The sequence below is a fragment of the Rhodoblastus acidophilus genome, from assembly GCF_900187365.1.
GTDB lineage: Bacteria > Pseudomonadota > Alphaproteobacteria > Rhizobiales > Beijerinckiaceae > Rhodoblastus > Rhodoblastus acidophilus.
This window is the reverse complement of record NZ_FYDG01000003.1, coordinates 80,428-93,084: the sequence shown is the minus strand read 5'-3', so window position 1 is coordinate 93,084 and position 12,657 is coordinate 80,428. Positions and strand designations below refer to the sequence as shown.

Below are 12,657 nucleotides of genomic sequence, written 5' to 3'. Positions count from 1 at the left end.
CTGGAGTTCTAGCGCAATTCAGCGACGATTGCAGGCGCCGAATGGCCGCATGAGATCGCGGGCTTCGGTCGGCGCCGTCTCAGCCGCTCCAGCGTGGCGCAAGCTAAGATGATTAGAACAGCTCCAACAAAATCAAGAAAATGCTTTGCATCGCACCACGCGCCCCCTGAGCGAGCGTGGCTTCGCGTCATTTTTTTGAGGTTGAGCATGGCGCTTGAACGTGCGGCGGACTTAAGCGGACGCCTGAAATTTTTCGTTATTCGTCCCGAGGAACGGCGCGTGCTGCCGGAAATCTGGAAGGCGGTCGAGCCGAAGCTTCCGGAGATCATCGACGGATTTTACGCGCACGCCGCCGACGTGCCGCACCTCGACGGCATGATCGCGGGCAAGTGCCCCCATCTCAAGCGGGCCCAGACCGGACATTGGCTGCAACTGTTCTCGGGACGGTTCGACGACGCCTATTTCAACGCCGTCCGCGAGATCGGCAAGGTGCATTTCCGCATCGGCCTCGAACCGCGCTGGTACGTCGGCGGCTACCAGTTCATCCTGACGCGCCTGTTCGACATCGCCGTGGATTCCGCGCGATGGTCGCCGCGAAAAATCAAGGATGTGCTGCGGGCGATCTCCACCGCCGTCATGCTGGACATGGAAATAGCGATTTCGGTCTATCAGGATGAGTTGCTGGGGCAACGCGAGCAGCGGTGTCGGGATCTCGACGGCTTGCTGACGGCTCTGGAAACCAAAACGCGCGAGGCGCTTTCCGGGCTTGCGAGCGCGGCCCACCAGTTGCAGGCGACCGCCGGCGGCATGACCGAAACCGCGATGCAGACGCGCGCCCGCTCCTCGACCGTGGCTTCGGCGTCGGAACAGGCGAGCGTCAATATTCAGAGCGTCGCGTCCGCCGCCGAGCAATTGTCGCGCTCGATCGCGGAGATTCTGGCGCAGGTCAATCACTCCTCCGAGGCGGCCGGCCGCGCGGTCGCCGAGTCCCAGGCGGTCCACGACCTGGTCAGGACTCTGCGCGACAACGCCGAGAAGATCAGCGCCATCGTCCAGCTGATTCAGACCATCGCCGGGCAGACCAACCTGCTGGCGCTGAACGCGACCATCGAGGCGGCGCGCGCGGGTGAGGCCGGCAAGGGATTCGCCGTCGTCGCCAATGAGGTCAAGACCCTCGCCAATCAGACGGCGCGCGCGACGGACGAGATCACCGCCGCCATCGGGGAAATCCAGAACGCCAGCCGCCGCGCCACCGAGGCGATCGAAGCCATCGCCGCGCGCATCGGCGACCTCAGCGGCAACGCTGAAATCATCGCCCAGAGCGTCGAGCAGCAGGGCGAGGCGACGCAGGAGATCGCCCGAAGCGTGCAGGAAGCGGCCGCCGGCGCGCGAGAGATCGCCTGCAGCGTCGCCGGCGTGAACAAGGCCGCCGAGGATACGGATGTATCGGCGCATCAGGTCATCGACGCCGCCGCGTCCCTGTCTCGCGAAACGACCCGGCTCAACGAGGACTTGGGCCGCTTCGTCGCTCAGGCGAAAGCGGTCTGACGGCCTGGCGAGTCAGATCTCCCGGTCGGGCGGGTGGGAAATCAGGCGCAGCGTCAGCGGCCGTCCGGCGACGGCGCCGCCGAGGCTGTCGGTCATTTGCGCCGGCAGGCATCGGTCGAGCGCGGCGGCGACAGCGGCGAGCGCCGCCTGCCTTTGCACATCGTCGCCCGACACGCGGGCGAAGGAAATATGGGGGCGGCCGACCAGCGCGCCGTCGCGGCGCAGGCTGAAGCGCAAGGTGATTTCCCCCGACGGCATGTCGGCGGGCTGTTTCAGGCAGGCGCCGAACTGGGCGAACAGCTCGCGCAGGCTTGACGCGGGCGCGGCCCGCGCCAGCGCAGGCGGGAGGACCACGGCGAGGCCCATGGCGACGACGGCCAAAGCCAAGGCCGGCAAGGCTTTCCGGGCGGCGGCGACAGCGCGCATAAAAGGCTCCTTGCCGGCGCGGAGGCCTGAGCTGTTCAGGGGGCGTGGAACGTCGGCTCGTCCGGCGGATAAGGCATCGGCAGAGTTTCCGCGACGGCGGCCACCTGCCGCCAGACGTCCTGCCCTTCGTAATCTCCGGTCCGGGCGAGCTGTCCGGCTCGTTCTCTCGCGTCGCCTGGCGCGCGGGCGCCACGTTGAGCGCGTAAAGCCTTGGCGTAAATTTCAATCGCCTGCTGTAAGGATACTTCCATGAGACACCTGAAAAATGAAAGCGTCGTCAGGGGCTAAGTTACTTTAGGGCACAAGACAAATCAAGGCGAAGTCAGACTTCCGCCTTGCCGGCTTGGGCGATCAGGGCGACGCCTGTTGCGACGCGGCGGCGACGCGCCAGACCGTATTGCCGACATCGTCCGCGATCAGCAGCGCGCCGCCGCCGTCCACGGCCACGCCCACAGGCCGGCCCCGAGCTTCGCCCTGCGCATTGAGGAAGCCGGTGACGACATCCTCCGCCTTGCCGCTGGGCCGCCCGCCATTGAACGGGACGAACGCCACCTTGTAGCCGTTCAGCTCGCCACGGTTCCAGCTGCCGTGTTCGCCGACGAAAGCGCCTTTGCGATAGCGTTCCGGCAGCCCCGCGCCGTTGGAGAACGCCAGACCGAGCGGCGCCACATGGGAGCTGAGGGAATAATCCGGCATGAGCGCGCGCGCGACCAGATCGGGGCGCGGCGGCGCGACGCGCGGATCGACATGCGCGCCCCAGTAGCTATAGGGCCAGCCGTAAAATCCGCCGTCCTTCACCGAGGTCAGGTAATCCGGGACGAGATTGGGGCCGAGTTCGTCGCGTTCGTTGACCACGGTCCACAGCGCGCCCGTTTCCGGCTCGAACGACAGGCCGTTGGGGTTGCGCAGACCGCTGGCGAAGACGCGCCAGCGCCCGGTGGCGCGCTCCACCTCCAGAATGGCGGCGCGGTTCTTCTCCGCCTCCAGGCCGTTTTCGCCGACATTGCTGTTGGAGCCGACGCCGACATAGAGCAGCGATCCGTCCTTGCTGGCGACGAGGCTCTTGGTCCAGTGATGGTCGATGGGACCGCCCGGCAGCGGCGCCAGAACCTCGCCCGGCGACTCGATCCGCAGGTCGCCGGTCTTGTAGGGATAGCGCATCAGCGCGTCCGTATTGGCGACATAGAGGTCGCCTCCCACCAGGGCGACGCCGAAGGGCGAGGTCAGATGGTCGAGAAACAGGCTTTGCTGCGCCTTGCCGTCCGGGCCGACGCGCAGCAGGGTGATGCGGTTGCTGGGGCCGGTGGAGCCGCCATTGGTCGCCCAGCTTTCGATCAGGCCCATCACCAGATCCTTGGGCCGGTGGATGGGATGGCCTTTCGGCGCGACGGCTTCGACCACGAGAATGTCGCCGTTCGGCAACACGGCGAGCGAGCGCGGGTGCTGCAGGTTCTGCGCCAGCGGCGCGATGGCGAGGCCCGGCGCGACCTCGGGCTTTTCGCCTTCGCCCCACCCCACCACTTTCGCTAAGCGCATGTGCGGCAACAGCGAAGGCTCCGGCTCCGGCAGGGCCGGGTTCGGGCCGATCTGGCTGGAGAGATCGAAGGCGGCGTCGGCGTGCTTGAGCGCGAAGGCGAACGGGGCCGACGTCGCCAAAACCGTGAGCATCGCCAACACCATGCCGGGGGGACGGCGGGCCAGCGCGCGGCCGCGCGGAAAGAACAGCATCAGCGCGACCGTCATCGCCGACAGCCCCAGCCCCTCGGGCGCGACCGAAGTCCAACCGTCGCGCGTATGCGTCATGACGTTGAGAAAAACGGCGATCAGCGTCAGCACGGCGACGAACACGTAAACCCAGTTCGGCGGGTCGAGCAGCGGCCTTCGCGCGACGACTTCAATCAGGCCGACCGCAAAGGCCAACATCCCCAGCATAAAACCGATCGTCACCAGCCAGGAGGAGGCGTCGGCCCAGAACATGTCGGCCGTGCGCCAATAGACGAGATCCGTCGCCAGCGTCCCGATCAGGCAGGCCGCCGCGAAATGCGCCAGCGGCCGAAACAGAGGGCGCCGCAACAGCGGAATGGTCGCAACATCGGTCATGAAGTCCACCCGGTTTTTTTCGCGCGTGTGGACTGGAAACGCCCCGTTAGCGCGCGTGTTCCCGTGGCTTCAGTTCGCGCGGCGTGATGAAGCGGATCGGCGCGGCGCGGCCGAATTCCAGCTCCGCCCACGGACCGTCCCATGCGAATTGCGCCAGCGCGCCGGTGGGAAAGCTTGCGGCCATGCTGCGGACGCACGGATCGTCGCGCAGGGACGACAGGCGCAGGACGAAGTCCTGCAGGCCCGGATTGTGGCCGATGACGAGGATCGCGCCGGCGGTTTCGGGCGCGGCGCGAACGATGTCGAGAATTTTTGCCGGCGCGGCGTGGTAGAGCGCCAGCAAGATCTCGACCTGTGGCGGCGCCGGCCACGGCTCCAGCCCGTGCAAGGTTTCGCGCGCGCGAACCGCGCTTGAGACCAGCACGAGGTCGGGGCGGACAGCCTCCTTGCGGAACCAATCGCGCAGCAGCGCGCAGGCCTTGCGGCCGCGCTTGGCCAGCGGGCGGTCGGCGTCGGCGAGATCGGGATCGTCCCACGAAGATTTGGCGTGGCGAAGCAGGCAGAGCTGTTTTTTCATTGCGTTCCCGCTGCGGTTGGCGGCGGCATTATGCGCCGCGCGACAGATTTTTCCACTTTCCCGCCGCAACTTGCGGATGGGCAAAGTGGACCGCGACCGTCTGCCGCATCACTGCCGCATGAACGCCGCCGACACCCCCGCCCCCGTTGCGACCGCCGATTCCGATTGGGGGCCGCTCTCCGCCCTGCCCGGCCACCCGCTGATGTGGGTGCTGATCGGCTCTGAACTCGCCGTCTTCGGCCTCGCCCTGCTCGGCTATGCCGGAGCGCGGGCGCGCGACCCGCTCGGCTTCGCGCTGGCGCAGGACAATCTCGACCGGCTCGCCGGCGTCGCCAACACCGCGCTGCTGCTCGCCAGCGGCTTTTTCGCGGCCTTGGCCAATCGCGCCGCGCACGCCGGCGAGGCCGCCCCGGCGCGCGGCTGGCTCGCCGCCGCCGCCTTGCTCGGCCTCGGCTTTCTGGGCGTGAAGGGGTTTGAATATTCCGGCGAAATCGCGGCCGGCCATGACATCGACAGCTCGCCCTTCTTCACCCTGTATTTTCTGGTGACCGGATTTCACGCGCTGCATGTCGTGCTCGGGCTGATCATTCTCGGCATTGTCGCGCGCCTCGCCACCCCCGCAGCCGTCGAGACCGGGACCGCCTTCTGGCACATGGTCGACCTGATCTGGCTCGTCGTCTTCCCCTGCCTCTATCTGATGCGGTGAGCCATGCGCAGGACATTCTCCAGCCTCGTCCAAGCCTTCCTGCTTCTGCTGACGCTGTCGCTCGCGCTCGCCTTCGCCGCCGAAGCGCAGGCGAGCGCGCTCTGGCTGGCGGCCGTCACGCTCGCCGCCGCGCTCAAAACCCGCATCGTTCTCGCACGCTATCTCGGCCTCGACGCCGCGCCCGGCGCGCTCGCCGGCTTCTTCGCCGCAACCTTTCTCGTGCTGGCCCTGGTCGCCGGCTCGATCCTCGTCTTTCCCACGCCGATCCATCAGGCGCGCGGGAACGCACATCTCGTCGCAACAACAGGAGCACCGGGAGCAAATGAATGAGTGAAGTCCTGACCAAATCCACGGCCCGAAATATTTTCTACGGCGGGTCGCTGTTCTTCTTCGCGATCTTCGTGGGGCTGACGGCGCAGAGCCGCAACTACATCCTGACGAAGGGCACGGATGAAGCGCATCTCACGGAATCGGTGGTGCGCGGCAAGGGCGTGTGGGAACGCAACGCCTGCTTCGATTGCCACACGCTGCATGGCGAAGGCGCACGCTTCGCGCCGGAAGTCGGCGACGTGTTCAAGCGCTGGGGCGGCGAGACCGATCCGGCCGGCGCGCACCAGATGATCAAGGACTGGATGAAGTCGCAGCCATCCGGCGCGCAGGGGCGCCGCCAGATGCCCAACTTCCACCTGACCGAAGCCCAACTCGACGATCTCGCCGATTACCTCGCCTGGGTGTCCCGCACCAACACGCAAGGCTGGCCGCCGCGGCCCAAGGCCAACTGATCTCCGGAGGTTTGAATGCAATATCAGACACAGAATATAGCCAAGACCTATTGGCTTGGCGCGCTGCTCATCTTCGCCGTACAGGTCTCGTTCGGCCTGGTCGGCGGACTCATCTACATCATGCCCAACCTGCTGCCGGTTGAATATTTTCCGTTCAACATGGTGCGCATGATCCACACCAACGCCCTGATCGTCTGGCTGCTGCTGGGCTTTTTCGGCGCCGCCTATTATCTCGTTCCCGAAGAATCCGAGCGCGAGATTTACTCGCCCAAGCTCGCCTACATCCAGTTCGCGATCTTCTTCCTCGGCGGCCTTTCGGCGGTGGTCGGCTATCTGTTCCACATCTACGCGGATCACGCCCGCTCCTATCTGGAACAGCCGCTATGGATCAAGCTCGGCATCATCGTGGCGGCGTTGATCTTCCTGTTCAACATCTCCATGACCGTGCTGCAGGGCCGCAAGACCGCGATCACCAACGTGCTGCTGCTGGGCCTGTGGGGCATCGCCGTCTTCTTCCTGTTCTCGCTCTACGTTCCGCACAACACCTCGGAAGACAAGATGTTCTGGTGGTATGTGGTGCATCTGTGGGTGGAAGGCACGTGGGAGCTGGTGATGGCCTCGGTGCTCGCCTTCCTGATGCTGAAGATCACCGGCGTCGATCGTGAAGTGATCGAGAAGTGGCTGTACATCATCATCGCCACCGCCCTGTTCTCGGGCATCCTCGGCACCGGCCACCATTATTACTGGATCGGCGCACCCGGCTACTGGCAGTGGATCGGCTCGGTGTTCTCCTCGCTCGAAGTCGTCCCCTTCTTCGGCATGATGATCTTCTGCTTCGCCATGGCGTGGAAGGGTCGCCGCGACCATCCGAACAAGGCCGCGATGATCTGGTCGCTGGGCTGCTCGGTTCTCGCCTTCTTCGGCGCGGGCGTGTGGGGCTTCCTGCACACGTTGCACGGCGTGAACTTCTACACCCACGGCACGCAAGTCACCGCCGCTCACGGACATCTCGCCTTCTACGGCGCCTATGTCTGCCTGAACCTGGCGATCATGACCTACGCCTTCCCGTATCTGTTCAACCGCGCGCCGTATAACCAGATCCTGAACATCGCCTCGTTCTGGATCACCTCGGCGGGCGTGGTGTTCATGACGGTGTCGCTGACCTTCGCGGGCGTGCTGCAATCGCACCTCGAGCGCGTGCAGGGCCTGAGCTACATGGACGCGCAGGACCAGATCGGCCTGTTCTACCTGCTGCGCTTCGGCGGCGGCGCGGTGACGGTGCTGGGCGCCCTGCTGTTCATTGCCTCGCTGCTGCTGATGCCGCGCACGAAGACGGCGCCAGTCGCCGGCGCGGTTCCCGCAGCAGCTGAGTGACGCATCCGCTCCCTCTCCCCGCGAGCGGGGAGAGGGACCGGCCCGTGGCCTCTCAAGATTCTTGGAGCTTACAATGCATCTCGCCGCCGTCGCCGCGCATAAGGAAGTCCCGTTCTACCAGCCGCAAGGCCGCGAATGCGAAATTTTTGAAGCCGCGTTCCGGCGCCGTTTGCCCGTGCTGCTCAAGGGGCCGACCGGCTGCGGCAAGACCCGCTTCGTCGCGCATATGGCGGCAAAGTTGAATCTCCCGCTCGACACCATCGCCTGCCATGACGATCTCGCCGCCGCCGATCTCACCGGCCGCTATCTCATCAAGAATGACGAAACCGTCTGGAGCGACGGGCCGCTGACCCGCGCTGTTCGTCGAGGGGGAATTTGTTACCTCGATGAAGTCGTGGAGGCGCGCAAGGACGTCACCGTGGTGCTGCATCCGCTCACCGACGACCGCCGCATTCTGCCGCTCGACCGCACAGGGGAAACGCTGCACGCGCCCGACGATTTCATGCTGGTGATCTCGTACAACCCCGGCTACCAGTCGGTGCTGAAAACGCTAAAACCCTCGACGCGGCAGCGGTTTGTCGCCATTTCGTTCGACTATCCCAACGCCGAGGCCGAAACCGAAATCGTCGCGCGCGAGAGCGGGCTGGCGGCGGGGGCTTGCGCGCAACTGGTGCGGCTGGCGGGACGGTTGCGGGCCTTGAAGGGGCAGGATCTGGAGGAAGGCGCCTCCACCCGCCTGCTGGTCGCCTGCGCTTCGCTTATGGCCGATGGCATGAAGCGCGATGAGGCGATCGAGGCGACGCTGATCGAGCCGCTCACCGACGATTTTGACGTGCGCGCGGGGTTGCGCGATCTGGCGCAAGTCACGCTGGGATAAAGTCCATGTCATTCTTGCGCGCGCTAAAAGACTCAAAATTCTGGGAGCCGGAGGAGGCGGTCGGGACCTTTTGGGACCGCGCCGTGCAAAAGCTCGACGCCGAGCCGCGCCACTCCGAAGCCGCAGTCGCGCTGGCTTCGGTGAAGGGATCGCTGGGCGTGCTGTTTCGCGGCCTCGGCGGCGAAGCGGGCGTCGAGATCAAGGCGTGCGGCGACGAGGTTTCCGAGCATCGCCGCTCGTGGCGGCGGCGGCTGGCGCGCGACACAGAGCGGGTGAAGTCGGCGCGGTTCGATGGCGTCACGCTGTTTCTGCCGCGCGAGCTGGACGTGTTTCCCGACGCCGGACTCAACCGCCAACTCTACCTCTGGCTGGCGGCGCTGGCGGTGGTTGCGACGCCGCCCAACCTCGTGTTCGAAGATCCGCTGCAACGCGACATCGTGCGGCTGCGCTGCGCGCATCGCGACAGCGAAAAAGTGGTCGCGGCCTTCGCCGGGCTGCGCGCAATTCGCAACGACCTTTACGCCGCCACGCTGACGGCCCGTGCGAAACTGTCCGCGCCGCCGGTCGAAGCCGAGTTGGAAAACTGGATCTGTGCGCGGCTCGCACAGGAGCCCGCCGCCATCGACACGCCGCTGCGCCGCGCGCTGGCCGGCGACTATGAGTCCTTCGCCGCACTGACCGCGCCGCCGAAATACCGGCCCTGTCGTCCGGTGTTGCTGTGGGGCGAGCGCGCGCCCCCGCCCGCGCCAAGCGGGCGCCGCAGCGCGGAGTCGCAAGAGCCGGGCGGCGGCGGCGCGGAAGGCGCCGAGGAAACCAAGAAGGCGAGGCGGCAAAAGAGCGATCAGGCGGAGCGGAAAGATTCGCTGCTGCTGTACCGCTTCGAGTCGCTGTTGTCGTTCGGCGATTTTCTCAACCTCAATCGCCATGTCGAGGATGAGGACGAGGACAATGCGAAAAAGGCCGCGCAAGACGCCGAACGTATCGACGTCGCGCAGCACAGCAAGAAGCCGAGGACGCGGCTGAAATTCGATCTCGATCTCGCGCCGGAGGACGGCGACCGCGAGAAATTTTCGGGCAAGTTCATCTATCCCGAATGGGACTGGAAGAAGGAAACTCTCGTTCCCGGTCAGGCGCGCATTCTCGAAAATGTCGCGGAGGAAGCGCCCCAGGGCCTCGTGCTCGACGCCGCCGCACGGAAGCGCATCAACGCCGTGAAAAAGCAGTTCGAGACGCTTCGGCCGAAACGGCGCGTGCTCGGGCGGCAGATCGAGGGAAGCGAACTCGATCTCGACGAAATTTTGCGCGCGCGCGCCGACAGGCGCGCTTGCGGCGCGTCGAGCGACCGGCTGTATCGCGACGCGCGCAACGACGAGCGCGATCTTGCGGTGGCCGTTCTGTTCGACGGCTCGCGCTCGACCGAGAGCGCCGTCCAGGGGCGTCCGGTGATCGCGGTGGCGCGCGAGGCTTTGGTGGCGCTGGCGCGCGGACTCGACGCGTGCGACGACGACCTCGCGATCTATGCGTTTTCCTCACTAAAACGCGAAAAGGTTTTCTTCGACATCTGCAAGCAGTTCGACGAGCCGTTCGGGCCGCGCGTGGATGCGCGCATCGCCGGGTTGAAGCCGGGGTTTTATACGCGCATCGGCGCGGCGCTGCGCCATGCGTCGTTCAAACTTTCGCGGCGGCCCAATGCGCGCAAACTGCTGCTGCTGATCAGCGACGGCAAGCCGAACGATCTCGACCATTACGAAGGTCGCTACGGCGTCGAGGACACGCGGCGCGCGGTGATGGAGGCGCGACGGCTCGGGCAATCCGTGTTCTGCGTCGCCATCGACAGCCAGCGGCGCGCCAGCCTGCAGCATCTATTCGGGCCGGCGGGTTTCGCTCTTGTATCGCAGCCGGAGAAGCTCGCGACCGCGCTTCCGGCGATCTATCGGCATCTGGTGCGTTAAAGCGTTTCGAGTTCCTGCGCGGCGGCGGCGTCCACGAACAGACGGATCTCCCCGGCCGGGCGCAAATAGGTCGCCGGCAGCGCGCGGTCGCCGCGCATGAGGCGCGCCAGCGCGGCGCTCTTTTGCGCGCCCGTCACCAGAAACGCGATGCGCCGGCTGTTGTCGAGCGCGGGATAGGTCAGCGCGACCCGCTCAAGGCCGTCGGGGCCGACGACAGCCGCCGTCCAGCCCTCGCGCTGGCAGAGCGCCTCGTCGCCGGGAAACAGCGATCCCATGTGGCCGTCGGCGCCCAGGCCGAGCAGCGTGACGTCGAACAATGGACGCGCGCGGGTCAGAATTTCCGACCCGTAAAACAGCGCCAGTTCGCGCTGGTAGGCGATCGCCGCCGCCCGCGCGCTCGCGGCCGACGGGACCGGATGAATGTTCTGCGAAGGCAGCGGCGCGCGCGACAGCAGCGTATCGCGCGCCATGCGGAAATTGCTGCGCGGGTCGTCGTGCGGCACGAAGCGTTCGTCGCCCCAGAACACATGCGTCCGCTCCCAGGGAAAGGCGGCGCGATAGGGCGGCGCCGCGAGACGCTGGTAGAGCGGCCGGGGCGTCTCGCCGCCGGACAGGCACAGAACGAAAGGGCCTTCGGTCCCCAAAGCGACCGCGAGCAGCCATTGCGCCGCCTGCTCGGCCACGTCCTCGGGATTGCTGAGGCGCAGCATCTGCCGCGCGACCGCCGCGCCCGCGCCGCTCATTTCAGCCTGCGGCGTCAATGGGGCGCCAAAAGCGCCCGTCGCGCGCCAGCAGCGCGACGGCTTCGCCGGGGCCGGCGCCGCCGGAGGGATATTGGGGCAAGCGCGCGTCGCCGCGCCAGGCGTCGAGCGTCGGCTGCACGATGCGCCAGGTTTGCTCGACCATATCGGCGCGCATGAACAGGGTCTGGTCGCCCGTCATCACGTCGCGGATCAGCGTCTCGTAACCGACATTGGGCTCTTTCGGGAACCAGTCGTTGTAGCAGAACTCCATCGCCACTGTGGCGAGATCCATGGCGGGCCCGGGGCGCTTGATCTCGAATTGCAGCGCGATGCCCTCATCGGGCGCGATGCGCAACAGCAGCCAGTTCGGCCTGAGCGAGTCGACCTTGCTGTCGCGGAACGGCGTGGCCGGCGCCGGCTTGAACCGGATGGCGATTTCGGTGACGCGGTTTGAAAGATGCTTGCCGGTGCGCAGGTAGAACGGCACGCCGGCCCAGCGCCAGTTGTCGATCTCCAGCCGCATCGCGACATACGTCTCCACCGCCGAGTCGGCCGCGACATTCGGCTCCTCGCGATAGGGCCGCGCCTGCTGGCCGGCCACCTCGCCGGCGCCATATTGGCCGCGCACCGCGCAGGCCGGCGTCACTTCGGGAATGGCGGCGAGCACCTCGGCCTTTTTCGACAGGATATGGGCGGCGTCGAAACTGACGGGCGGCTCCATCGCCACCATCGACATCAACGTCAACAGATGGTTGGGCAGCATGTCGCGCAGCGCGCCGGTGGCCTCGTAGAATTTTCCGCGCGTCTCCACGCCCAAGGTTTCGGCGGCGGTGATCTGGACGTGGTCGATGCGGTCGCGGTTCCAGATCGGCTCGAACAGGCCATTGCCGAAACGGAACGCCATAATGCTGCGCACCGTATCCTTGCCGAGGAAATGGTCGATGCGGAAGATCTGGTCTTCCTTCAGAATCCGCTGCAACCGCGCGTTCAAGGCGCGCGCCGAGGCGAGGTCGTGGCCGAACGGCTTTTCGATCACCACGCGGCGCCAATATCGGTTCTTTCCGTCGTCGCCGGGCGGCTGTTCCAGCAGCCGCGCCTCGCACAGTCGCCCAGTCACGACATCGAACAATTGCGCGGCGACGGCGAGATAGAAAATCGCATTGCCGCGCGTGCCATGGTCGCGTTCGGCCGCATCGAGGGTCGCGCGCAACTGGCGGTAAAAATCGGGGTGGGACAGGTCGCCGGGAAGATAGGTCATTGTGTCGGCGAGACGACGCCACGCCTCCGCGTCAATGTCGTCGCCCATGCGCTTCGCCAGCGAGGCGCGCAGATTGTCGCGCCAGGCCTGCGTGGTCATGGGCGTGCGCGCGACGCCGATCAATGCGAACGACTCCGGCAAGCTGCCGGTGCGCGAAAGATTGTACAACGCGGGAACCACGAGCCGGTGCGTGAGGTCGCCGGTGGCGCCGAACAGCACCAGCGCGCATGGCTCCGCCGCGTGGAGCGGCTGGCGCGGCGGCGCCTGCATCATTCTGGCTTGCGCGGTCCGGCAGGGGGGGGAATCGCCCATGC

At 66.3% G+C, this 12,657-nt stretch carries 12 protein-coding genes and 1 pseudogene; 7 read left to right on the top strand and 6 right to left on the bottom strand.

Annotation, left to right across the window (positions count from 1 at the left end; all coding sequences use genetic code 11):
• The first annotated feature begins 207 nt into the window (after positions 1-207).
• Positions 208-1,548, top strand: coding sequence for a globin-coupled sensor protein (locus CFB24_RS08735; RefSeq protein WP_158255237.1), 1,341 nt, complete (start codon positions 208-210; stop codon positions 1,546-1,548).
• 12 nt (positions 1,549-1,560) lie between these two features.
• Here CFB24_RS08735 and CFB24_RS08730 read toward each other — a convergent pair whose 3' ends face one another.
• The 4 genes and pseudogenes from CFB24_RS08730 to CFB24_RS08715 form a co-directional block, all read right to left on the bottom strand.
• Positions 1,561-1,974 (bottom strand): hypothetical protein, encoded by a 414-nt coding sequence (locus tag CFB24_RS08730; RefSeq protein WP_088520219.1) that lies wholly within the window; start codon positions 1,972-1,974, stop codon positions 1,561-1,563.
• 351 nt (positions 1,975-2,325) lie between these two features.
• Positions 2,326-3,642 (bottom strand): PQQ-dependent sugar dehydrogenase, encoded by a 1,317-nt coding sequence (locus CFB24_RS08720; protein WP_425332086.1) that lies wholly within the window; start codon positions 3,640-3,642, stop codon positions 2,326-2,328.
• 66 nt (positions 3,643-3,708) lie between these two features.
• Positions 3,709-4,074: pseudogene (locus tag CFB24_RS23915) on the bottom strand (DUF2231 domain-containing protein); the annotation flags it as partial.
• Between the two features lie 46 nt (positions 4,075-4,120).
• Positions 4,121-4,651 carry a SixA phosphatase family protein gene (locus CFB24_RS08715; protein ID WP_088520216.1) on the bottom strand — a complete coding sequence of 177 codons (531 nt, stop codon included), beginning with the start codon at positions 4,649-4,651 and terminating at the stop codon, positions 4,121-4,123.
• Positions 4,652-4,769: 118 nt separating this feature from the next.
• On the opposite strand from CFB24_RS08715, the gene CFB24_RS08710 reads away from it, so the two are divergent.
• The 6 genes from CFB24_RS08710 (at position 4,770) to CFB24_RS08685 (ending at position 10,342) form a co-directional block, all read left to right on the top strand.
• Positions 4,770-5,357 carry a cytochrome c oxidase subunit 3 gene (locus CFB24_RS08710; RefSeq protein ID WP_088520462.1) on the top strand — a complete coding sequence of 196 codons (588 nt, stop codon included), beginning with the start codon at positions 4,770-4,772 and terminating at the stop codon, positions 5,355-5,357.
• 3 nt (positions 5,358-5,360) lie between these two features.
• Positions 5,361-5,687: a hypothetical protein gene (locus tag CFB24_RS08705; RefSeq protein WP_088520215.1), complete on the top strand. Its 327-nt coding sequence runs from the start codon at positions 5,361-5,363 to the stop codon at positions 5,685-5,687.
• Positions 5,684-6,139, top strand: a complete 456-nt coding sequence (locus CFB24_RS08700) for a c-type cytochrome (RefSeq protein ID WP_088520214.1) — start codon at positions 5,684-5,686, stop codon at positions 6,137-6,139. The genes CFB24_RS08705 and CFB24_RS08700 overlap by 4 nt, the downstream gene beginning before the upstream one ends.
• A gap of 15 nt (positions 6,140-6,154) precedes the next feature.
• Positions 6,155-7,513, top strand: coding sequence for a cbb3-type cytochrome c oxidase subunit I (locus tag CFB24_RS08695; protein ID WP_088520213.1), 1,359 nt, complete (start codon positions 6,155-6,157; stop codon positions 7,511-7,513).
• 73 nt (positions 7,514-7,586) lie between these two features.
• Positions 7,587-8,390: a CbbQ/NirQ/NorQ/GpvN family protein gene (locus CFB24_RS08690; RefSeq protein WP_088520212.1), complete on the top strand. Its 804-nt coding sequence runs from the start codon at positions 7,587-7,589 to the stop codon at positions 8,388-8,390.
• A gap of 5 nt (positions 8,391-8,395) precedes the next feature.
• Entirely contained in the window at positions 8,396-10,342 is a 1,947-nt protein-coding gene (locus CFB24_RS08685; RefSeq protein WP_088520211.1) for a nitric oxide reductase activation protein NorD, read from the top strand.
• Here CFB24_RS08685 and pgl read toward each other — a convergent pair.
• Positions 10,339-11,103 carry a 6-phosphogluconolactonase gene (gene pgl / locus CFB24_RS08680; RefSeq protein WP_244593221.1) on the bottom strand — a complete coding sequence of 255 codons (765 nt, stop codon included), beginning with the start codon at positions 11,101-11,103 and terminating at the stop codon, positions 10,339-10,341. The genes CFB24_RS08685 and pgl overlap by 4 nt on opposite strands.
• Complete coding sequence (gene zwf / locus CFB24_RS08675; protein WP_425332083.1) at positions 11,087-12,655, bottom strand: glucose-6-phosphate dehydrogenase; 1,569 nt, start codon at positions 12,653-12,655, stop codon at positions 11,087-11,089. The genes pgl and zwf overlap by 17 nt, the downstream gene beginning before the upstream one ends.
• Between the last annotated feature and the right edge of the window lie 2 nt (positions 12,656-12,657).

Bases quoted from the DNA above. Each gene is read 5' to 3' on its own strand.
- CFB24_RS08685 (WP_088520211.1), top strand. From the start codon at position 8,396: ATGTCATTCTTGCGCGCGCTAAAAGACTCAAAATTCTGGGAGCCGGAG.
- CFB24_RS08690 (WP_088520212.1), top strand. From the start codon at position 7,587: ATGCATCTCGCCGCCGTCGCCGCGCATAAGGAAGTCCCGTTCTACCAG.
- zwf (WP_425332083.1), bottom strand. From the start codon at position 12,655: ATGGGCGATTCCCCCCCCTGCCGGACCGCGCAAGCCAGAATGATGCAG.
- CFB24_RS08720 (WP_425332086.1), bottom strand. From the start codon at position 3,642: ATGCTCACGGTTTTGGCGACGTCGGCCCCGTTCGCCTTCGCGCTCAAG.
- CFB24_RS08695 (WP_088520213.1), top strand. From the start codon at position 6,155: ATGCAATATCAGACACAGAATATAGCCAAGACCTATTGGCTTGGCGCG.
- CFB24_RS08705 (WP_088520215.1), top strand. From the start codon at position 5,361: ATGCGCAGGACATTCTCCAGCCTCGTCCAAGCCTTCCTGCTTCTGCTG.
- CFB24_RS08730 (WP_088520219.1), bottom strand. From the start codon at position 1,974: ATGCGCGCTGTCGCCGCCGCCCGGAAAGCCTTGCCGGCCTTGGCTTTG.
- CFB24_RS08710 (WP_088520462.1), top strand. From the start codon at position 4,770: ATGAACGCCGCCGACACCCCCGCCCCCGTTGCGACCGCCGATTCCGAT.
- CFB24_RS08715 (WP_088520216.1), bottom strand. From the start codon at position 4,651: ATGAAAAAACAGCTCTGCCTGCTTCGCCACGCCAAATCTTCGTGGGAC.
- CFB24_RS08735 (WP_158255237.1), top strand. From the start codon at position 208: ATGGCGCTTGAACGTGCGGCGGACTTAAGCGGACGCCTGAAATTTTTC.
- CFB24_RS08700 (WP_088520214.1), top strand. From the start codon at position 5,684: ATGAGTGAAGTCCTGACCAAATCCACGGCCCGAAATATTTTCTACGGC.